The 18453-nt window shown below is 69.8% G+C and carries 17 protein-coding genes and 1 pseudogene; 6 read left to right on the forward strand and 12 right to left on the reverse strand.

The window, feature by feature from the left end; genetic code table 11:
* Window positions 1–9: 9 nt before the first annotated feature.
* The 3 genes from AB0P41_RS25565 to AB0P41_RS25575 form a co-directional block, all read right to left on the reverse strand.
* Window positions 10–1611 carry a polyamine aminopropyltransferase gene (locus AB0P41_RS25565; RefSeq protein WP_356717003.1) on the reverse strand — a complete coding sequence of 534 codons (1602 nt, stop codon included), beginning with the start codon at window positions 1609–1611 and terminating at the stop codon, window positions 10–12.
* Between the two features lie 123 nt (window positions 1612–1734).
* The gene (locus tag AB0P41_RS25570) at window positions 1735–2253 is read right to left on the reverse strand and encodes a DUF2617 family protein (protein WP_356717001.1); all 519 of its coding nucleotides are present in this window, start codon (window positions 2251–2253) and stop codon (window positions 1735–1737) included.
* A gap of 328 nt (window positions 2254–2581) precedes the next feature.
* Entirely contained in the window at window positions 2582–2851 is a 270-nt protein-coding gene (locus AB0P41_RS25575) for a hypothetical protein (RefSeq protein ID WP_356716999.1), read from the reverse strand.
* A gap of 126 nt (window positions 2852–2977) precedes the next feature.
* Between AB0P41_RS25575 and AB0P41_RS25580 the strand changes: the two genes are divergently transcribed.
* A complete protein-coding gene (locus AB0P41_RS25580; protein WP_356716997.1) occupies window positions 2978–4159 on the forward strand; it encodes a pyridoxal phosphate-dependent aminotransferase in 1182 nt (393 codons plus the stop codon).
* An 81-nt stretch (window positions 4160–4240) separates the two neighbouring features.
* Here the strand turns inward: AB0P41_RS25580 and AB0P41_RS25585 are convergent, their stop codons facing one another.
* The 3 genes from AB0P41_RS25585 to clpB all read right to left on the reverse strand — a co-directional run bounded on the left by AB0P41_RS25585 (window position 4241) and on the right by clpB (window position 9070).
* Window positions 4241–4786 (reverse strand): YbjN domain-containing protein, encoded by a 546-nt coding sequence (locus tag AB0P41_RS25585; RefSeq protein ID WP_365934374.1) that lies wholly within the window; start codon window positions 4784–4786, stop codon window positions 4241–4243.
* Between the two features lie 70 nt (window positions 4787–4856).
* On the reverse strand, window positions 4857–6056 hold the full coding sequence (locus tag AB0P41_RS25590; RefSeq protein ID WP_356716993.1) for an MFS transporter: 1200 nt from the start codon (window positions 6054–6056) through the stop codon (window positions 4857–4859).
* Between the two features lie 407 nt (window positions 6057–6463).
* Window positions 6464–9070, reverse strand: a complete 2607-nt coding sequence (clpB, locus tag AB0P41_RS25595) for an ATP-dependent chaperone ClpB (protein WP_356717015.1) — start codon at window positions 9068–9070, stop codon at window positions 6464–6466.
* Between the two features lie 137 nt (window positions 9071–9207).
* On the opposite strand from clpB, the gene AB0P41_RS25600 reads away from it, so the two are divergent.
* Window positions 9208–9609, forward strand: coding sequence for a TIGR03618 family F420-dependent PPOX class oxidoreductase (locus AB0P41_RS25600; RefSeq protein ID WP_356716991.1), 402 nt, complete (start codon window positions 9208–9210; stop codon window positions 9607–9609).
* A 119-nt stretch (window positions 9610–9728) separates the two neighbouring features.
* Here AB0P41_RS25600 and AB0P41_RS25605 read toward each other — a convergent pair whose 3' ends face one another.
* Window positions 9729–10049 carry a (2Fe-2S)-binding protein gene (locus tag AB0P41_RS25605; protein ID WP_033296620.1) on the reverse strand — a complete coding sequence of 107 codons (321 nt, stop codon included), beginning with the start codon at window positions 10047–10049 and terminating at the stop codon, window positions 9729–9731.
* Window positions 10046–10300 carry a hypothetical protein gene (locus AB0P41_RS25610; RefSeq protein WP_356716989.1) on the reverse strand — a complete coding sequence of 85 codons (255 nt, stop codon included), beginning with the start codon at window positions 10298–10300 and terminating at the stop codon, window positions 10046–10048. Before AB0P41_RS25610 ends, AB0P41_RS25605 begins: the two co-directional genes overlap by 4 nt.
* 101 nt (window positions 10301–10401) lie before the next feature.
* Here AB0P41_RS25610 and AB0P41_RS25615 point away from each other — a divergent pair, with 101 nt between their 5' ends.
* The gene (locus AB0P41_RS25615) at window positions 10402–11412 is read left to right on the forward strand and encodes a helix-turn-helix transcriptional regulator (protein ID WP_356716987.1); all 1011 of its coding nucleotides are present in this window, start codon (window positions 10402–10404) and stop codon (window positions 11410–11412) included.
* A 135-nt stretch (window positions 11413–11547) separates the two neighbouring features.
* Window positions 11548–11728 (forward strand): annotated as a pseudogene (locus tag AB0P41_RS25620) (helix-turn-helix transcriptional regulator); the annotation flags it as partial.
* A gap of 28 nt (window positions 11729–11756) precedes the next feature.
* Here the strand turns inward: AB0P41_RS25620 and AB0P41_RS25625 are convergent.
* From AB0P41_RS25625 to dnaK, 4 genes are all read right to left on the reverse strand, one after another.
* Window positions 11757–12203 carry a helix-turn-helix domain-containing protein gene (locus tag AB0P41_RS25625; RefSeq protein WP_356716985.1) on the reverse strand — a complete coding sequence of 149 codons (447 nt, stop codon included), beginning with the start codon at window positions 12201–12203 and terminating at the stop codon, window positions 11757–11759.
* 1 nt (window position 12204) lies between these two features.
* Complete coding sequence (gene dnaJ / locus AB0P41_RS25630) at window positions 12205–13392, reverse strand: molecular chaperone DnaJ (RefSeq protein WP_356716983.1); 1188 nt, start codon at window positions 13390–13392, stop codon at window positions 12205–12207.
* Window positions 13393–13485: 93 nt separating this feature from the next.
* Window positions 13486–14136 (reverse strand): nucleotide exchange factor GrpE, encoded by a 651-nt coding sequence (gene grpE, locus AB0P41_RS25635; protein WP_356716981.1) that lies wholly within the window; start codon window positions 14134–14136, stop codon window positions 13486–13488.
* Complete coding sequence (gene dnaK / locus AB0P41_RS25640; protein ID WP_356716979.1) at window positions 14133–15989, reverse strand: molecular chaperone DnaK; 1857 nt, start codon at window positions 15987–15989, stop codon at window positions 14133–14135. Before dnaK ends, grpE begins: the two co-directional genes overlap by 4 nt.
* 480 nt (window positions 15990–16469) lie before the next feature.
* On the opposite strand from dnaK, the gene AB0P41_RS25645 reads away from it, so the two are divergent.
* Window positions 16470–17075, forward strand: coding sequence for a sugar transferase (locus tag AB0P41_RS25645; RefSeq protein WP_365934378.1), 606 nt, complete (start codon window positions 16470–16472; stop codon window positions 17073–17075).
* A gap of 92 nt (window positions 17076–17167) precedes the next feature.
* The coding region (locus AB0P41_RS25650) for a (Fe-S)-binding protein (RefSeq protein ID WP_356716976.1) at window positions 17168–18453 on the forward strand (1286 nt) is incomplete at its 3' end.

Genomic DNA, 18453 nt, shown 5'->3' on the forward strand with positions numbered 1-18453 from the left:
CCGCCGCGCTCAGGGTTCCTCCCAGTACCGCGGGTGGACGAGGGTGGACGGCGGCATCCCGTGCTGCCGCACCCGCTCCGCCGAGCGCCGTCCGGCCAGCAGCTCCCGCTCCCCCAGCGTCCGCAGGGCCGGCGCCCCGGGGTCCAGCCCGAGCCGGCCCACCTCCTGCCGGGCGGCCAGCACGAATCCCCAGTCCCGCGGTGCCTCCGCCCCGCCCGCCGCGGCCCGGTCGGGCCCCGCGGCGAACCCGGTGAGGCGCCCGTCGACACGGTAGGGCAGGGTCGCGAGGCCGCCCGCCCGCACCGACGCCTCCACCGTCCAGAACGTCGTCGGTCTGCTCACCGTCGGGCCCGCGTGCACCACCAGCCGGCCGGCGGGCTCCAGCGCCCCGGCGACCAGCCCGTAGAACTCGGCCGCGTAGAGCTTCGTGCTCGCCGTGATCCCCGGATCGGGAAGGTCCGAGATCACCACGTCGAAACGCTCGCGCGTGTCCCGCAGCCATGTGAAGGCGTCCCCGGCGACCGCCGTCAGCCGGGGATCGTCGTACGCGTGCCCGTTCAGCCGGGCGAGCGCCGGGTCCGTCCGGGCCAACCGGGTGACGGCCGGGTCGAGCTCGACCACCACGACGGACGTGACATCCGGGTAGCGCAGCACCTCACGGGCCGCCAGCCCGTCGCCGCCGCCCAGGATCAGCACCCGCCGGTGGGCGCCCTTCATCGCGGGGTGCACGAGCGCCTCGTGGTAGCGCTGCTCGTCCCGTGAACTGACGCGGAGCCGGCCGTCCAGATAGAGGTCGAGCGAGCCCCGCCCCGCCCCCGTGAGGACGATCTCCTGCACGTCGGTCTGCACGGCCACCCGCACCTCGTCCCCGTACACCGCGCGCCGTGCCGCTCGCTCGAAGTCGTCGACGAGGACGGAGGCCGTGGCCAGCAGGGCGATCACCGCGCAGTTGACCAGGATCAGCAGCCAACGTGCTCCGGTGCCCAGATCGCGCCGGAACACCCACAGCACCAGCGCCCCGCCCGCCGCCGCGTTGACCGCGCCGGTGAACAGCGCCCCCGTCAGCTGGCCCATCATCGGCAGCAGCAGGAAGGGGAAGGCCAGCCCCCCGACCAGCGCGCCCACGTAGTCGGCGGCGAACAGGTCGGCGACCGCCCCGCCCGCGTCCTGCCGGTCGACCCGCTGGATCAGCGTCATCAGCAGCGGGATCTCCGCGCCGATCAGGATCCCGATCGCGAGCGAGAAGCCGACCAGCGCGTAGCGCGACTCCCCGAGCCAGGCGAACGAGGCGTACAGGATCAGCGCCGACGTGCCGCCGACGAGCGCGAGCGCGGCCTCGATCAGCCCAAAACCCACTGCGGCACGGCCGCGTAAACGTTTCGCGAGCAGCGAGCCGATGCCCATCGCGAACACCATCACGGAGAGCACGACCGACGCCTGCGTGACCGAGTCACCGATCAGGTACGAGGCGAGCGCGACCAGCTCCAGCTCGTACACCAGACCGCACGCGGCGCAGATGAAGACCACTGCCAGCACGAGGTACCGGCCGGTCCTCGGCCGCACGGGGAGCCCCGCCACGCCTGCTCGCAGCGGCATCTGCTGGTCGATCATGAAATGAACGCTACGTGACGGAAAGGTCGCCGCTTGTCACCCACACGGGTGTAAGTGTCGCGCGCCGGACGCGCGCCGAACCCGCCGCGCACCGCACCGGGCGAACCCGCGCACGCTCCCCCACTACACGGCCGCCGGCACCCGCGCGCCCACCTTCGACCGGGTGACCACCAGCTGCCCCTCCTGCGGATACGCGTGCCAGGTCCGCCAGCGCACCTGACCCTCCGTGCGCTGCGCGAGCATCGCCGTGAAGGCGTACGGACTGCCGGGAAACGTCCCCGCCAGTCCATGAGGGTGGTCGGACACCAGCGCGAGCAGTTCTTGCGCACGCCCCGCGAACGAGCCTTCCGAGAGCGTCTCGACGCGCGCCGCGAACTCGTAGTCCCAGTCGCCCAGGCTCTCGGCGACACCCAGCGGCAGCGGTGTGCTGCTGCCCGGCAGACAGGCCACGGTCTCGGAGCACGTACGGCGCTCCTCCTCCAGCAGCACCTGATGAGAGGCGCCGAGCAGCCTCAACTGCACTTTCGCGCCAGCTAGTTCAAGGTCGAGTACGGCCAGGGCGGGCAGCGGCTCCCGCCCGAGCGTCCATGCCAGATCGGCGGCTCGGGTATCGGAGTAGGCGGTCTGGAGGGTTGTGAGCATGGATCGGCTCCGCAAAACGCACAGGGACACATGGACAGGAGACACCCCCGTGCCGGCGCACGCGGGGGGAGGAGGAGCCCGATCCGGCCCAACTGGGGTGCGCCCAACTGGGGCCCGGGGGCTGAATGTTGACTACAACGATGCAATCACGAAGTACGTCGCACTCTCAGCGTTTTTACCCAACTTGCCGTGGTTTCCATCCCTCAGGGGGCAGGACGGTTCACCTGTTCCCGCACCCCCAACAAAAAGGTGTCCGGCGGGAGTTCGGTCCCACCGGACACCTCAGGCGCACCCGTCCCGACCCCCGTGCGGGGCGGGTGAGCCCGTCTCAGTTGCCGCCGCCACCGCCGCAGCCTCCGCCACCACCGCCACAGCTGCTGCCGCCGCCTCCGCAGGAATGCCCGCCGGAGTCACCGCCGCCGCTGTCCCCGGCCCACCAGCTGCCCGAGCTTCCTCCCGAGCCGCTGTCCGAGCCACCGCTTCCCCTGCGCCCCGCGCGTGACGACGGCGTCTTCCGGCGGCCACCGGATCCCGAGGCGAGGGCCGCGATGCCCACCACCACGATCACCAGGAACACGATGAAGAAGAACAACTCCATCGACCTCACATCCTTCTGTCCCCCGAAGCGAGGTCCCCGCTTCTCGACTGACCGTTGGATTCCCGCGCCCCGCCGCGGCCAAAGCAGACTTGAGCAACTCCAGAGCTTCGGCACAGGATGGCGCCCATGACACAGGGACGACCGCTGCTCAACCGCCGCCTCACCGAGTTCGGCACGACGATCTTCGCGGAGATGTCGGCGCTGGCCGTACAGACCGGATCGATCAACCTCGGTCAGGGCTTCCCCGACACCGACGGCCCCGAGGAGATCCGCGAGGCCGCCGTCCGCGCCCTGCGCGCCGGCCACGGCAACCAGTACCCACCGGGCCCCGGCATCCCCGAGCTGCGTTCCGCGGTCGCGGAGCACCAGCTGCGGCACTACGGACTGGAGTACGACCCGGACGCCGAGGTGCTGGTCACCACGGGCGCCACGGAAGCGGTGGCCGCCTCCCTGCTCGCCCTCCTGGAACCCGGCGACGAGGTCATCGCCCTGGAGCCGTACTACGACTCGTACGCCGCCTGCATCGCCCTCGCAGGCGGCACCCGCGTCCCCGTCACGCTCAGGCCCCACGCGGGTGCCTACCGGCTCGACCTCGACGAGCTGCGCGCGGCCGTCACGCCGCGCACCCGGCTGATCCTGCTCAACACCCCGCACAACCCGACCGGAACGGTCCTGACCCGTGACGAGCTCGCGGCCGTCGCCGCACTCGCGTGCGAGCGGGACCTCCTGGTCGTCACCGACGAGGTCTACGAGCACCTCGTCTACGAGGGCGAGCACATCCCGCTCGCCTCCTTCCCCGGCATGCGGGAGCGCACGGTCAGCATCAGCAGCGCGGGGAAGACGTTCTCGCTGACGGGCTGGAAGATCGGCTGGATCACCGCGAGCCCGGAACTGGTCAGCGCGGTCCGTTCCGCCAAGCAGTTCCTGACGTACGTGTCCGGCGGCCCGTTCCAGTACGCCGTCGCCGAGGCCCTGCGGCTGCCGACCGATTACTTCGACGGGCTCCGCACCGACCTGCGCGCCAAGCGTGACCTGCTCGCCGCGGGACTCGCCGAGGCCGGCTTCGAGGTCTACAGGCCCGCCGGGACGTACTTCGTCACCACCGACATCCGGCCGCTCGGCGAGGGGAGCGACGGCTTCGCGTTCTGCCGGGCGCTCCCCGGACGCTGCGGGGTCGTCGCCGTGCCGAACGCGGTCTTCTACGACCACCGCGAGCAGGGCGCCCCCTTCGTACGCTTCGCGTTCTGCAAGCGCACGGACGTGCTCACCGAGGCAGTCACCCGGCTGAAGAGCCTCCGGGCCATCTGACCGCACATGACGAAGGCCCGGTCCGGGCGCCGGCCGTACAGGCCGCGCTCCGGACCGGGCCTTCGCGGTCCATGGGCCCGGTCAGGCCTCCGTGGGCTCCTCGCCCTCGACCTTCTTCTCGGCGGGCTCCAGGCCGAGACGCTCCACGAGCCACTTGTCGAACTCGATCGAGGCCCGCACCCAGCTGACCGTCGAGGAGACGAAGTGCTCCAGGCTGACACCGGTGCCGATGAGCATCTGCGCCTCACCGACCAGCCGCACGGAGCCCGCGGTGCCCTCCTCGCCCTCGTGGGCGTGCGTGTAGACCTTGGGCCACAGGGTGCGGCGGTTCCAGTCGTCGATCGCGTCGAGCAGAACGGGCCGCTGGTCCAGGGCGTGGGGGCGGTCGTAGAAGGTCCGCACGGAGAAGACCTGCTGCTCCTCCTCGCCGCGGAACATGAAGTACGTCCGGAAGTCTTCCCACGGCGCGGCGAGGTCGCCCTCGTCGTCGACGACGAACTTCAGCTCCATCTGCTCGAGGAGCTGCTTGACGAGGTCCTGGTCGGGGACCACGGGGCCCTCGGGACCTGACGTCTGCGGTTCGGGCTGGCCCCCGAAGTTAGGGATCGAGGACGGGTCGATAGACATCGCTGGGTACTCCTGTGGATCGCACGTGGTTTCCTGGCTTCGACCCTAGCCGCCATCGCGGCCGGTGGTCCTATGCGCTCAGGGGAATCGTCCCCGCGCTCGTTCCCCTGGCGCGCGACCAGGAAACCGCGATCACGACCGCGCAGAGCGTTCCGACGAGGCCCGCACCCCCGATCGTGTGCGCGGAGGACCCGGACAGCTCCGCTGCCAGGCCGCCCGCCGCGACGCCGATCCCCTGCATCGCGGTCAGCCCCGACCGGGCCAGGCCCAGTGCCTGGCCGCGCTGGTCGGCCGGGGTGAGCAGCACGAAGGTCGCCCCCGCGGTGATCTGGTACGCGGAACACACGCCCGACACCAGCAGCACCAGCAGGGCCACCCCCACACCGGGGCCCGCCCAGTAGACGACCAGCGGGAGGTTCGCACCCACCGCCAGCGGACCGAGCAGCCGGCGGCGCCGCTCCACGTCGAAGCCCGCACGGCCCAGGACGGCCGCGCCCAGGACCATGCCCGCGGGGTGCGCGGCGAGCAGGAGCCCCACCGACGCGGCGGTCGCGCCGGCCTCCTCCGCGAAGGGAGCGGCGAGGCCCTCGGGAAGCACGATGAATCCGGCCAGCCAGCCGAGCGCGACCAGCGAACGCAGCCGGGGGTCCGACCAGATCAGTGCGGCGGCCTTCCGCACCTGGGTGTGCATGCGCTTCGGCGGCGCGTCGGCGTCCTGGTCCACCGGCCTCGCCTTCACACCCACCCTGATCAGGACCGCGGAGACCAGGAACGTCGCCGCGTTCAGCCCCAGGGAGAGATGGCTGCCCAGCCACACGACGAGCACCCCGCCTGCCGCGAAGCCGACCAGCTGCCCGGCCTGGTGCGTGATCAGCATGACCCGCTGACCCCGCTCGTACAGGCGCTCGCCCAGGACGGCCGGCATCAGGGCGCCCTGCGACGCCCCGAACGGCGCCTCGGCGAGCTGTGCCAGCACCAGCAGCCCCGCGAGCAGCGGCAACGGCGTACCGGGCAGGGCCATCAGCCCGACGAGGACGGCGCGCACCAGGTCGCAGCTGATCATGACCGTGCGCCGGGGGAAGCGGTCGGCGAGACCGGAGAGGAGCACCCCGGACAGCAGGGCCGGCAGAGTCGTCAGGGCGTAGGTGGCCGCGGTCCAGCCGGCCGACTCGGTGCGTTCGAACACCAGCAGCGACAGCGCCACCCGCGCCAGCTGGTCACCCAGCACCGACTGAGCAAAAGCCGCCCACAGCGTACGAAATTCGCTCACGCGAATGAGGCTGTCACTTCTGTAATCCTTCGGCTCCGCACTCTGCTCACCGGGCATTCGCTCCGTCATGCGCGTACCTTACCGGCTTCGGAATTAAGGAGCACCCGTTCCCAGCACAAGGGAAATGGGCCCGGAGTGTCCCGATATTGCGCGGAGCACGATCACCCAGGCGGTCACCCCCGCCGGTCCCGCCCGAGCACACGGATATGTATCACCCCGGTACAAAAAAGCAGTCCCTGTCTCCCATTCAGCCACGGAATGGAAATTTTCGGCTCAATTTGGTGGGCGACTCCACCGACGGTGCGTGCCGGGTACACACATCAATGGGGACGGAAGCCGCACATATGTGTGCCCCCGGCCCGGGACACGATGTCCTCCGGCCGGGGGCACAGCTCACCGGCTACCGCCTACAGGGTCTTCGCCGCGGTAGCGGTGCCCACGAGCAGCCCGTCGCCGGCCCGGTCCACCCGGACCGTGTCCCCGTCCTTGACCTCGCCGGCGAGGATCTCCTTCGCGAGCCGGTCGCCGATCGCGGTCTGGATGAGCCGGCGCAGCGGCCGGGCGCCGTACGCCGGGTCGTTGCCCTCCTCGGCCAGCCAGGAGAGGGCGTCCGGGGTGACGTCGAGCTGGATCCGCCGGTCGGCCAGCCGGCCGGCGAGACGGGCCACCTGGAGCCCCGCGATGTGGGCCAGCTCGTCTCCGGACAGGGCGGAGAAGACGACCAGGTCGTCGAGCCGGTTGAGGAACTCCGGCTTGAACGAGGACCGTACGACGTCCAGGACGCGCTCCTTCTTCGCCTCGGGATCGATCAGGGGGTCGACCAGGAACTGGCTGCCGAGGTTCGACGTGAGGACCAGGATGGTGTTGCGGAAGTCCACCGTCCGGCCCTGGCCGTCGGTGAGCCTGCCGTCGTCGAGCACCTGGAGCAGGATGTCGAAGACCTCGGGGTGGGCCTTCTCCACCTCATCGAGCAGCACGACGCTGTACGGGCGCCGGCGGACCGCCTCGGTGAGCTGGCCGCCCTCCTCGTAGCCGACGTAGCCGGGCGGGGCACCGACGAGCCGGGCGACGCTGTGCTTCTCGCCGTACTCGCTCATGTCGATGCGGATCATGGCCCGCTCGTCGTCGAACAGGAAGTCCGCGAGCGCCTTCGCCAGCTCCGTCTTGCCGACCCCGGTCGGGCCGAGGAAGAGGAACGAGCCGGTGGGGCGGTCGGGGTCGGCAATCCCCGCGCGGGTGCGGCGTACGGCGTCCGACACGGAGCGCACGGCCTCGGTCTGGCCGATCAGCCGCCTGCCCAGCTCCGACTCCATCCGCAGCAGCTTCTGGGTTTCGCCCTCAAGGAGGCGTCCGGCCGGGATCCCGGTCCAGGCTCCGACGACGTCGGCGATGTCGTCCGGGCCGACCTCCTCCTTGACCATGGTGTCCTTGTCCTGGGCGGCCTCCTGCTCGGCCTCGTCGGCCTCGGCCAGCTCCCGCTCCAGGCCGGGGATCTCCCCGTACAGCAGCTTGGAGGCGGTGTCGAAGTCGCCGTCGCGCTGGGCGCGCTCGGCCTGGCCGCGCAGCTCGTCGAGGCGCTCCTTGAGCTCACCGACGCGGTTCAGGCCCTGCTTCTCCTTCTCCCAGCGGGCGGTGAGACCGCGCAGTTCCTCCTCCTTGTCGGCGAGGTCGCGGCGGATCTTCTCCAGGCGCTGCTTGGAGCCCTCGTCGCTCTCGTTCCTGAGTGCCAGCTCCTCCATGTGTAGCCGGTCGACGGACCGCTGGAGCTCGTCGATCTCCAGGGGGGAGGAGTCGATCTCCATGCGGAGCCGGGACGCCGCCTCGTCGACGAGGTCGATGGCCTTGTCGGGGAGGAACCGGGAGGTGATGTAGCGGTCCGAGAGCGTGGCGGCGGCCACCAGCGAGGAGTCGGCGATCTGGACCTTGTGGTGCGCCTCGTAGCGGCCCTTGAGGCCACGCAGGATGGCGATGGTGTCCTCGACGGACGGCTCGGCCACCATGACCTGCTGGAAGCGGCGCTCCAGGGCCGGGTCCTTCTCGATCCGCTCGCGGTATTCGTCCAGCGTGGTGGCGCCGACCATGCGGAGCTCACCACGGGCGAGCATCGGCTTGAGCATGTTGCCCGCGTCCATCGCGGAGTCGCCGCCGGCGCCCGCGCCGACGACGGTGTGCAGCTCGTCGATGAAGGTGATGACCTGCCCGTCGCTCTCCTTGATCTCGGAGAGGACGGTCTTGAGGCGTTCCTCGAACTCGCCGCGGTACTTGGCGCCCGCGACCATCGCGCCGAGGTCCAGGGAGACGAGCCGCTTGTTGCGCAGGGACTCGGGCACGTCGCCCTTGACGATGCGCTGGGCGAGGCCCTCGACGACGGCCGTCTTGCCGACGCCGGGCTCGCCGATGAGCACGGGGTTGTTCTTCGTACGGCGCGACAGCACCTGCACGACGCGGCGGATCTCCTGGTCACGGCCGATGACCGGGTCCAGCTTGCCCTCGCGGGCGGCGGCCGTGAAGTCGGTGCCGAACTTCTCCAGCGCCTTGTACTGGCCTTCGGGGTCGGGAGTGGTCACCCGGCGCCCTCCCCTGCTCTTCTCGAATGCGTCCAGCAGCCTCTTCGCACTGGCTCCCTGCCCGTCGAGGATCTCACCGGCGCGGCCGCCCTTCGCCGCGAGGGCGATCAGCAGGTGCTCGGTGGAGAGGTAGTCGTCGCCGAGCTCCTTGGCGCGCTGGTCGGCGTCGGCGATGACGGCGAGCATGTCACGGCTCGGCTGCGGCGGGGCGACGGTCGAGCCGGTCACGCTGGGCAGCGAGCCCAGGAGCCGCTCGGCCTCCTCGCGTACGGCCACCTGATCGGCCTCGACGGCCGCCAGCAGGTCGGTGATGTTCGCGTTGTCCTCGCCCGCGAGCAGCGCAAGCAGCAGGTGCCCGGGGGTCAGATCGGGATGACCGTCCTTGACGGCCCTGCTGGTGGCCGCGTTCAGGGCGTCCCGGCTCTTGTTGGTCAGCTCGGCGTCCACGGGCGCTGTCTCCTCCTCGTGCTGGTGCTTCACGGAACTATGACTCGAACAACGGGTACAAAGTTGAGTCTATTCCACTCAAGGCCGATACGGTGTCCCCGCCTCCCCTCCGTATGCCCTCTCTCTAGGCTGGCCGCATGCCTGACGTACGCAACCTCGGCCCCGGATACCTCACCTTCTGGCGGGAGCGCCATGTGTGCACCCTGACCACGCTCCGCCCGGACGGCACACCGCATGTGGTGCCCGTGGGGGTGACGTACGACCCGGAGACACGACTCGCCCGCGTCATCACCGGAGGGAACACCAGGAAGGCAGCCCACGTCCTGGCGGCGGGCCCCGGGGGCGCGCGGGTCGCGGTCTGCCAGATGGAGGGGCGCCGCTGGGCGACCCTGGAGGGCCGGGCGGTGGTCCGCACGGAGCCCGAGGAGGTCCAGGACGCCGTACGCCGCTACGCGGAGCGTTACGAGCGCACCCCGCGGCCCAACCCGGAGCGGGTCGTCATCGAGATCGCCGTCGACAGGGCACTCGGAAACGCTTGAATGTGCATGCCGGATCAATTCCGATTCCGGGCAGCACAACGGCGCCATCGTGTTCAGGTCACGATGGCGCCGTTGTGTGGGGGAAGTGCCGGAACGATATGGAACGACGGGGGAATCGTTCAGGCACTGCGGGGGGTGGCGGAAATGGCTTCTTGCTCGAACAGTTCATGGTCGCGCTGATCGAGATTTACGAAAATCATGCCGTACCTCACGGCACAGCGAACCGGTTGCGGTGCTCCGCGTGGCCGGCGTAGACAGCGATAGGCACGGATATCGTCATCCGTTTCCATCACGACGACAATCGGCTCTCCGAACAGGGTGACCATCAACGAATCGCCCTGGCGGGTAAGTGCCGTGAGCAGATCGATGAAATGCCACCCTGAGCGATATGCCGTGGCCATCTCCCGACGGAAGGTGCGGTCGTCCGGTGGAGTGGTCATGCGCCTGCGGCACCTGTCGGAGCGCTCCAGCTGATCTCGTCCCCAGCTGCTGCCGGCATGCCCCAGCTGATCTCACCGGGTGCGTCGGCCGCCCGTACGGACCAGCTGATCTCATCCGCCCCCGCTGCCTGCTCCGACCAGCTGATCTCACCGGGCCCGGATGCGCTGCCGGCCACGCCGCCCGCCACGCCAAAGGCCAGGGCCGCGACGAAAGCGGCAGCAAGCACCGAGCGAAGCTTTCGCTTATCCATAGTCGGCTTCGTCCTCACTTGTGGATTCCTCTCCCCCGCATCCACGACGATGTCTCACCCGGGCCACACAACGCCACCAGGACGATGCATCATGTTCCTGCATGTTCAGGAACCTGGGGGGTGGAGATATGACCACAAACGACACAACAGGGGCACATCCTCACGGGGTCACCGACCTATGCGACGAGGGAAAGCGCCTCTACGCAAGCGCCCTGCGTTCCGGTCGGATTTCCCGCGCGGAAGTCGGCCCCGCCCCCTGCCTGATGGACTTCGCCCTCCTCCACCCCGATCCCGACGACACGACCTGGCTCAGGCCCGTCCCGCCGTCAGCGGCGCTGGCCCAGCGCCTGCACCCCATCGAACGGGAGATCAAGGACCGACGGCGGCGCTCCGTCGAGCTGGCGGAGTCCTTCGAGCCCTTCATGGACATCAGCGCACAGGACCCGCCGACCACCCACGCCATCACGGTGCTGGAGGGCGGCAACAGGATCAACGCCGCACTCGATCTCGCCACCGCCGAGTGCCACACGGAGGTGCTCACCGTCCAGCCGGGCGGGGACCGGGGCGAGGACCGTCTCAGCGAAGGTCTGGAACGCGCCCTGTCGGTGGTCGACCGCGGCGTCAGCATGCGCACCCTCTACCAGCACACCGTCAGGCACAGCCAGGGCACTCTCGCCTATGCCGCGCGCCTGGCCAACGACAAGGTGGAGATCCGCACCCTGGAGGAGCTCATCGAGCGCCTCCTCGTCTTCGACCGGACCGTGGCCTTCATACCCGCCCAGAACGACGACCAGGTCGCCCTGGAACTCCGCCACCCAGGGCTCGTCAACTACCTGGTGAAGGTCTTCGAGCAGCTGTGGAGCCGCGCGTCCCCCCTGCTCGGCGAGCTCCAGTACGACCCGCCGACCAAGGGCATCAGCGGTGTTCAGCGTTCCATAGCCCAACTCCTCGTCGAGGGACATGTCGACGACTCGATCGCCCGCCGTCTCGGAATGAACGTCCGCACCTGCCGGGCGCACGTCGCGAAGCTGTCCGCCACCCTCGGCAGCACGAGCCGCGCCCAGCTGGGCTATCTCATCGCGCGCTCAGGAATCCTGGACCAGGACTCATGACCGTGCGCCACCCGGACCGCCCCGCACCTCCACACTCCCCTCGCAGCCGCGTACGCGTCCAGCCCGACGCGGCCGACTCCGCGTGGATGCGCCCCGTCCCCCCGTCCGCGGCGCCGGCCCACCTGCTTCAGCCGGGCCCGCAAGCCGGGCATCAGCGTCCGCACCTGCCGCTCCCGCATCGCCAGGCTGATGCAGGCCCTGGGAGCCACCAGCCGGACCCGTCCCGGGGGTTCTGATCGTGCGGTCCGGCATCGTGCGGTCCGGTGCCGCGGACGACGCCACGGCCACGCGGAAGGGGCCCGCCCCCGAGTCGTGAGACTCAGGGCGGGCCCCTTCCGGCCGGCTCAGTCCTTCGGCCTCTTCGGCCGCCAGACCACCAGTGCGCTCGTCTGCTGCACATCCTGGTACGGCACCAGATCACGCCGGTAGGAGGCGTGCACCTGGGCCTCGCGCTGCTGCATGGCCACGGTCGCGCCGTCCACCGCCGCCGAGAGCTCGGCGACGCGCTGCTGGAGCGCCGCGACCTGGTTCTCCAGCTCGATGATGCGCTTGATGCCCGCGAGGTTGATGCCCTCGTCCTGCGACAGCTGCTGCACGGTGCGCAGCAGCTCGATGTCGCGGGCCGAGTAGCGCCGGCCGCGCCCGGCCGTGCGGTCGGGCGAGACCAGGCCGAGACGGTCGTACTGGCGCAGTGTCTGCGGGTGCAGGCCCGAGAGCTGGGCCGCGATCGAGATCACGTAGACCGGTGATTCGTCGGTCAGCTGGTACGGATTGCGTCGACGGCCGTCCATCTCAAGCTCCCTTCGCAGCCTGGAACAGCTCCGCCCGCGGGTCCTCCCCCGCGGTCGCCTTCCGGTAGGCCTCCAGCGCGTCCTGGGCGTCCGCGCCGAGGTCCGTGGGCACCGCCACCTCGACGGTGACCAGGAGGTCGCCACGGGTGCCGTCCTTGCGTACGGCACCCTTGCCCCGGGCCCGCATCGTACGTCCGTTGGGCGTGCCGGCCGGGAGCTTCAGAGTGACCGGGGGTCCGCCGAGCGTGGGGACCTTCACCTCGCCGCCGAGCGCCGCCTCCGGGAAGGTGACGGGCACGGTGACGGTGAGGTTGTCGCCCTTGCGGCCGAAGACCGGGTGGGCGTCGACGTGGACGACGACATAGAGGTCGCCGGCCGGGCCGCCGCGCTCGCCGGGGCTGCCCTTGCCGCGCAGCCGGATCCGCTGGCCGTCGGAGACGCCCGCCGGGATCCTGACCTGCATCGTGCGGGCCGACTTGGCACGGCCGCTGCCCTTGCAGACCTCGCAGGGGTCCTGGGCGATGAGACCCCGGCCCTTGCAGTCGACACAGGGATCGGTGAGTGAGAACCCGCCGCCCGTGCCCCGCGAGACCTGGCCGGTGCCGACACACGTCGGGCAGACCCTCGGGGTGCCGTTCTTGTCGCCGGTGCCCGAACACGCCTTGCAGGGCGCCTGGCTGGACATCCGGAGCGGGACCGTGGCCCCGTCGACCGCCTCGGTGAAGCTGAGCGTCACCTCGGACTCGATGTCCTGGCCGCGGCGCGGCTGGACGCGGGTGCCCGCGCCACCGCGGTTGAACAGTCCGCCGAAGACATCGCCCAGGCCGCCACCGCCGCCCCCGCCGAAGCCACCGGCACCCTGGCCACCGCCCGGGGCGCCCCCGAAGAGGTCGCCCAGGTCGAAGTTGAAGTTGCCGCCCGCACCGCCGGGGCCGGCCCGGAAGCCACCGTTGCCGAAGAGGGCGCGCGCCTCGTCGTACTCCTTGCGCTTCTTGGGGTCGCCGAGGACGTCGTTCGCCTCGGAGATCTCCTTGAAGCGTGACTCGGCCTTGGAGTCACCCTTGTTGGCGTCCGGGTGGAACTCGCGGGCGAGCTTCCGGTACGCCTTCTTGACCTCGGCGTCGGTGGCGTCCTTGGGGACGCCGAGAACCTTGTAGTAGTCCTTCTCGACGAAGTCCTTCGTGCTCATCGACGTCCCTCCTTCCGGACGATCGGCCGTGCGGCCGGCCCCGTGGCCGGCCGCACGCCCCGTCGGTGTTCACCGCTGTGGTCGGACGGAATGTCAGACCTCTTCGGTGCCACCGCTCTCCTCGTCGTCTGCCTTCTCTTCCTTCGCCGCCGCGGGCGAGGCGCCCGGCTGCGGTTCGGCCACGGCCACCCGCGCGGGGCGGATGGTGCGCTCCCCGATGCGGTACCCAGGCTGCAGGATCGCCACGCAGGTCGTCTCGGTGACGTCCGGCGCGTACGAGTGCATCAGGGCCTCGTGGATCGTCGGGTCGAAGGGCTCGCCCTCCTTGCCGAACTGCTGGAGGCCGATCTTCGCGACGACCGTCTCCACCGACTCGGCCACGGCCTTGAAGCCGCCGACGAGCTCGCCGTGCTCGCGCGCCCGGCCGATGTCGTCGAGCACGGGCAGGAGGTCGGTCAGGAGACCCGCCGCGGCGATCTCCTTGACCGTGACCCGGTCACGCTCGACCCGACGGCGGTAGTTCTGGTACTCGGCCTGGAGCCGCTGAAGGTCGCCCGTACGCTCGTTGAGCGCGGTGCGGGCCTGGTCCAGCTGTGCCGTCAGGGCCGCTGTCTGCTGTACGTCCCCGGCCGGGGCCGCCGCCTCCTCCTCGGAGGGGGTGGCGGCCTTCGGCTCGGCGTCGTCGGCATCGGCGCCGGAGGGGACGTCAGGCTTCTCGTCGAAGCCCGGAGTCTCCTCGGTCACGCCGCACCGCCCTTCGTGTCCTTCTCGTCGTCCACGATCTCGGCGTCGACGACGTCGTCGTCAGCGGCCTTGGCCTGGCCGTCACCCGGCGCCTCGGCACCCGGCGCCGCACCCTCGGACTGGGAGTTGGCGTACATCGCCTGGCCCAGCTTCTGGGAGACGGCCGCGACCTTCTCGGTGGCGGTGCGGATCTCGGCGGTGTCCTCGCCCTTGAGCTTCTCCTTCAGCTCGGTGAGCGCGGTCTCCACCTCCGTCTTCACGTCGCCGGGGACCTTGTCCTCGTTGTCCTTGAGGAACTTCTCCGTCTGGTAGACGAGCTGCTCGCCCTGGTTGCGCGACTCGGCGGCCTCGCGACGGCGGTGGTCCTCGTCGGCGTACTGCTCGGCCTCTTCGCGCATCCGGTTGACCTCGTCCTTCGGCAGCGAGGAGCCGCCGGTGACGGTCATCTTCTGCTCCTTGCCGGTGCCGAGGTCCTTGGCGGCGACGTGCATGATGCCGTTGGCGTCGATGTCGAAGGCGACCTCGATCTGCGGTACCCCACGCGGGGCCGGCGGCAGACCGGTGAGCTCGAACATCCCGAGCTTCTTGTTGTACGCCGCGATCTCGCGCTCACCCTGGTAGACCTGGATCTGCACGGACGGCTGGTTGTCCTCGGCCGTCGTGAAGATCTCGGAACGCTTGGTCGGGATCGTGGTGTTGCGCTCGATGAGCTTCGTCATGATCCCTCCCTTGGTCTCGATGCCGAGGGACAGCGGGGTCACGTCCAGGAGCAGGACGTCCTTGACCTCGCCCTTGAGGACACCGGCCTGGAGCGAGGCGCCGATGGCGACGACCTCGTCCGGGTTCACGCCCTTGTTGGCGTCCTGGCCGCCCGTGAGCTCCTTGACGAGCTCGGCGACGGCCGGCATACGGGTCGAGCCACCGACGAGAACGACGTGGTCGATCTCGGAGAGCTGGATACCCGCGTCCTTGATGACGTTGTGGAACGGGTTCTTGCAGCGGTCCAGGAGGTCCGCGGTCAGCTGCTGGAACTGCGAGCGCGTGAGCTTCTCGTCCAGGTGCAGCGGGCCCTCGGCGGACGCCGTGATGTAGGGCAGGTTGATCGTGGTCTCGGTCGAGGACGAGAGCTCGATCTTCGCCTTCTCCGCGGCCTCGCGGAGACGCTGGAGAGCCATCTTGTCCTTGGACAGGTCCACGCCGTGCCCGTTGGCGAACTGCTTCACCAGGTAGTCGACGACCCGCTGGTCCCAGTCGTCACCACCGAGGTGGTTGTCACCGTTGGTGGCCTTCACCTCGACGACGCCGTCGCCGATCTCCAGGAGGGACACGTCGAAGGTGCCGCCACCGAGGTCGAAGACGAGGATCGTCTGGTCGTCCTTGTCGAGGCCGTACGCCAGCGCGGCGGCGGTCGGCTCGTTGACGATGCGCAGGACGTTCAGGCCCGCGATCTCGCCGGCCTCCTTGGTCGCCTGGCGCTCCGAGTCGTTGAAGTACGCCGGGACGGTGATCACCGCGTCGGTGACCTTCTCGCCCAGGTACGACTCGGCGTCGCGCTTCAGCTTCTGCAGGATGAAGGCGCTCATCTGCTGCGGGTTGAAGTTCTTGCCGTCGAGCTCGATCTTCCAGTCAGTGCCCATGTGGCGCTTGACCGAACGGATCGTCCTGTCGACGTTGGTGACCGCCTGGCGCTTGGCGACCTCGCCGACCAGCACCTCGCCGTTCTTCGCGAAGGCGACGACGGACGGCGTGGTCCTGGCGCCTTCGGCGTTGGTGATGACGGTGGGCTCGCCGCCTTCGAGAACGCTGACGACGGAGTTAGTCGTGCCCAGGTCGATGCCGACCGCACGTGCCATTTCAATTCCTCCAACTGACTACTTGAGTGGATCTGACTCAAGGATGCATGACACCCACCCCGGAGTCAAAGGACCTGAGCCACTTACGCTCAACTTATGTGCTCGCTACCGCACTGACCAGGCATTTTCCGCATTCGAGCAGCGAAAGAAGCCCGTAGCGACCGCCCCGATCCGCGACACCGCCATGCGTCACACGTCACACGGCCCCCACCCACCATCGCACCGTGGGATCGTTCTGTCACAAAATGCATCGAGACGGTCATACCGTCCCGCCATCGACTCCGGGCAGGTGCCATGCGGAACGCGAAGCAGACTGCGGAACGAAGGAGACGGCACCCTGCCCCGTCACCGGCGGCCGGGGCGCCCCGGTCCGCCACCGGCCCCTTCCCCGGGATCGACCGCGCAACCGCGACGGCCAGGCGCGCCACCGGGGCCCTGACATCCACGGCGGCCGGACGGATCGCCGGATCCCTGTCGGCCATGACGGCGATGACGGCCAAGCGGATCGCCGGACCCCTGTCGTCCATGACGGCCAAGCGGGCCCTCGACCTGGCACTCGGCTCGGCGCTGCTGCTCCTGGCGACTCCCGCACTCGCCCTCGCCGCGCTGGCTCTGGCCGTCCGGCCACCCCGTGAGGGGAGAGGCGTACGGAGGCGCGAGATCCGGGTGGGCCTGGACGGCCGCCCCTTCGAACTGCGCTCGCTGCGCACCCGGCGGCTCCGGCTGGACCTGCTGTCCCGGCTGCCCCACGTCGTACGGGGAGAGCTCTCCCTGGTCGGCCCGGCGCCCCTCACCCCGGGCGAGGCCGCGCTCCTGGAGGCCGCCGCGGCCCGCCGGCGGCAGAGCGTCCGCCCCGGTCTGACCGGGCTGGCCCAGGTGCGCGCCCGGTCAGGCATGCCCTGGGACGAACCCGCCCTTCTGGACGCGCACTACGCAGAGCATCATGGGACAGGGCTGGACCTGGCGATCCTGGCGCAATCCGTACGCATCCCCCTGGGTGCGGCGCTCCGGCGACTGCGACGTCCGGGGAAGGCTCACCTGAGCGACACAGATCACCGCCTGCCCGGCTACAGCGTGGCGGAATAAGTGGATAGTGTCAGCACAGACTGATTAAGTTACTGCTTAGTAATCGCTTGTACGCGCTGGATCCCACCCTCGCAGGCCCGAGGAGCCCCCAAATGCAACTCGCCGCGATCATCGTGTCGCTGGTGCTGACTGTCGTCGGCGTTGCGCTCATCGCCCGAGCCGTCGCGCAGATCTACCGGTTCGTCCGTCTCGGACAGCCGGTGCCGGCAGGCAGCCGCACCGACAACCCCAAGCAGCGCACGATCACCCTGGTCAAGGAATTCCTCGGCCACACCCGGATGAACCGGTGGGGGATCGTGGGCTTCGCCCACTGGTTCGTCGCGATCGGCTTCCTGACACTGCCGCCGACGCTGCTCCAGGCGTACGGACAGCTCTTCCAGGCCGACTGGGTGCTGCCGTTCGTCGGCAGCTGGCTGCCGTTCGAGCTGTACATCGAGTTCATCGGCATCATGACCGTGCTCGGCATCGTCACGCTGATGGCCATCCGACTGCTGAACCTGCCCTCGCGGGCCGGCCGCAAGTCCCGCTTCGCCGGCTCCAAGGCCTGGCAGGCGTACTTCGTCGAGTACGTCATCCTCGTCATCGGCCTGGCGATCCTGACCCTGCGCGGTCTGGAAGGCGCGATCCACCACGTCGAGGGCTACGAGGCCGCGTACTTCGTCTCGTACCCCCTGGTGCTCGCCTTCAAGGGCCTCGCGCTCGGCACCCTCCAGAACCTCATCTACTTCACCGCGATGGTGAAGATCGGCGTCTCGCTGATCTGGATGATCACGGTCTCGCTCAACACCAACATGGGCGTCGCCTGGCACCGCTTCCTCGGCTTCCCGAACATCTGGTTCAAGCGGAACGCCGACGGAGACGTCGCCCTCGGCGCGCTGCAGCCGATGACCTCCGGCGGCAAGGAGATCGACTGGGAGGACCCGGGCGAGGACGACACCTTCGGCGTCTCCCAGGTCGAGCAGTTCTCCTGGAAGGGCATCCTCGACTTCTCCACGTGCACCGAGTGCGGTCGCTGCCAGTCGCAGTGCCCCGCCTGGAACACGGGCAAGCCGCTCTCCCCGAAGCTCCTGATCATGTCCCTGCGCGACCACGCGCACGCCAAGGCGCCGTACCTGCTGGCGGGCGGCGGCAAGGACATGGAGGGCAACGAGAAGGCCACCGAGGAGCAGCTCAAGGACGTCCCCGCGGCCGCCCTCGCGGAGGCTGAGCGCCCCCTCGTCGGCACCGCCGAGGAGAACGGCGTCATCGACCCGGACGTGCTGTGGTCCTGCACCACCTGCGGCGCGTGCGTGGAGCAGTGCCCGGTCGACATCGAGCACATCGACCACATCGTCGACATGCGCCGCTACCAGGTGATGATCGAGTCCGCGTTCCCGTC

It is taken from the genome of Streptomyces sp. NPDC079167, from assembly GCF_040686735.1.
GTDB lineage: Bacteria > Actinomycetota > Actinomycetes > Streptomycetales > Streptomycetaceae > Streptomyces.

Bases quoted from the DNA above. Each gene is read 5' to 3' on its own strand.
- AB0P41_RS25645 (WP_365934378.1), top strand. From the start codon at position 16,470: ATGACGGCGATGACGGCCAAGCGGATCGCCGGACCCCTGTCGTCCATG.
- AB0P41_RS25580 (WP_356716997.1), top strand. From the start codon at position 2,978: ATGACACAGGGACGACCGCTGCTCAACCGCCGCCTCACCGAGTTCGGC.
- AB0P41_RS25575 (WP_356716999.1), bottom strand. From the start codon at position 2,851: ATGGAGTTGTTCTTCTTCATCGTGTTCCTGGTGATCGTGGTGGTGGGC.
- AB0P41_RS25605 (WP_033296620.1), bottom strand. From the start codon at position 10,049: ATGACCACTCCACCGGACGACCGCACCTTCCGTCGGGAGATGGCCACG.
- AB0P41_RS25565 (WP_356717003.1), bottom strand. From the start codon at position 1,611: ATGATCGACCAGCAGATGCCGCTGCGAGCAGGCGTGGCGGGGCTCCCC.
- AB0P41_RS25625 (WP_356716985.1), bottom strand. From the start codon at position 12,203: ATGGACGGCCGTCGACGCAATCCGTACCAGCTGACCGACGAATCACCG.
- dnaK (WP_356716979.1), bottom strand. From the start codon at position 15,989: ATGGCACGTGCGGTCGGCATCGACCTGGGCACGACTAACTCCGTCGTC.
- AB0P41_RS25615 (WP_356716987.1), top strand. From the start codon at position 10,402: ATGTTCAGGAACCTGGGGGGTGGAGATATGACCACAAACGACACAACA.
- dnaJ (WP_356716983.1), bottom strand. From the start codon at position 13,392: ATGAGCACGAAGGACTTCGTCGAGAAGGACTACTACAAGGTTCTCGGC.
- AB0P41_RS25570 (WP_356717001.1), bottom strand. From the start codon at position 2,253: ATGCTCACAACCCTCCAGACCGCCTACTCCGATACCCGAGCCGCCGAT.
- AB0P41_RS25600 (WP_356716991.1), top strand. From the start codon at position 9,208: ATGCCTGACGTACGCAACCTCGGCCCCGGATACCTCACCTTCTGGCGG.
- AB0P41_RS25610 (WP_356716989.1), bottom strand. From the start codon at position 10,300: ATGGATAAGCGAAAGCTTCGCTCGGTGCTTGCTGCCGCTTTCGTCGCG.
- AB0P41_RS25585 (WP_365934374.1), bottom strand. From the start codon at position 4,786: ATGTCTATCGACCCGTCCTCGATCCCTAACTTCGGGGGCCAGCCCGAA.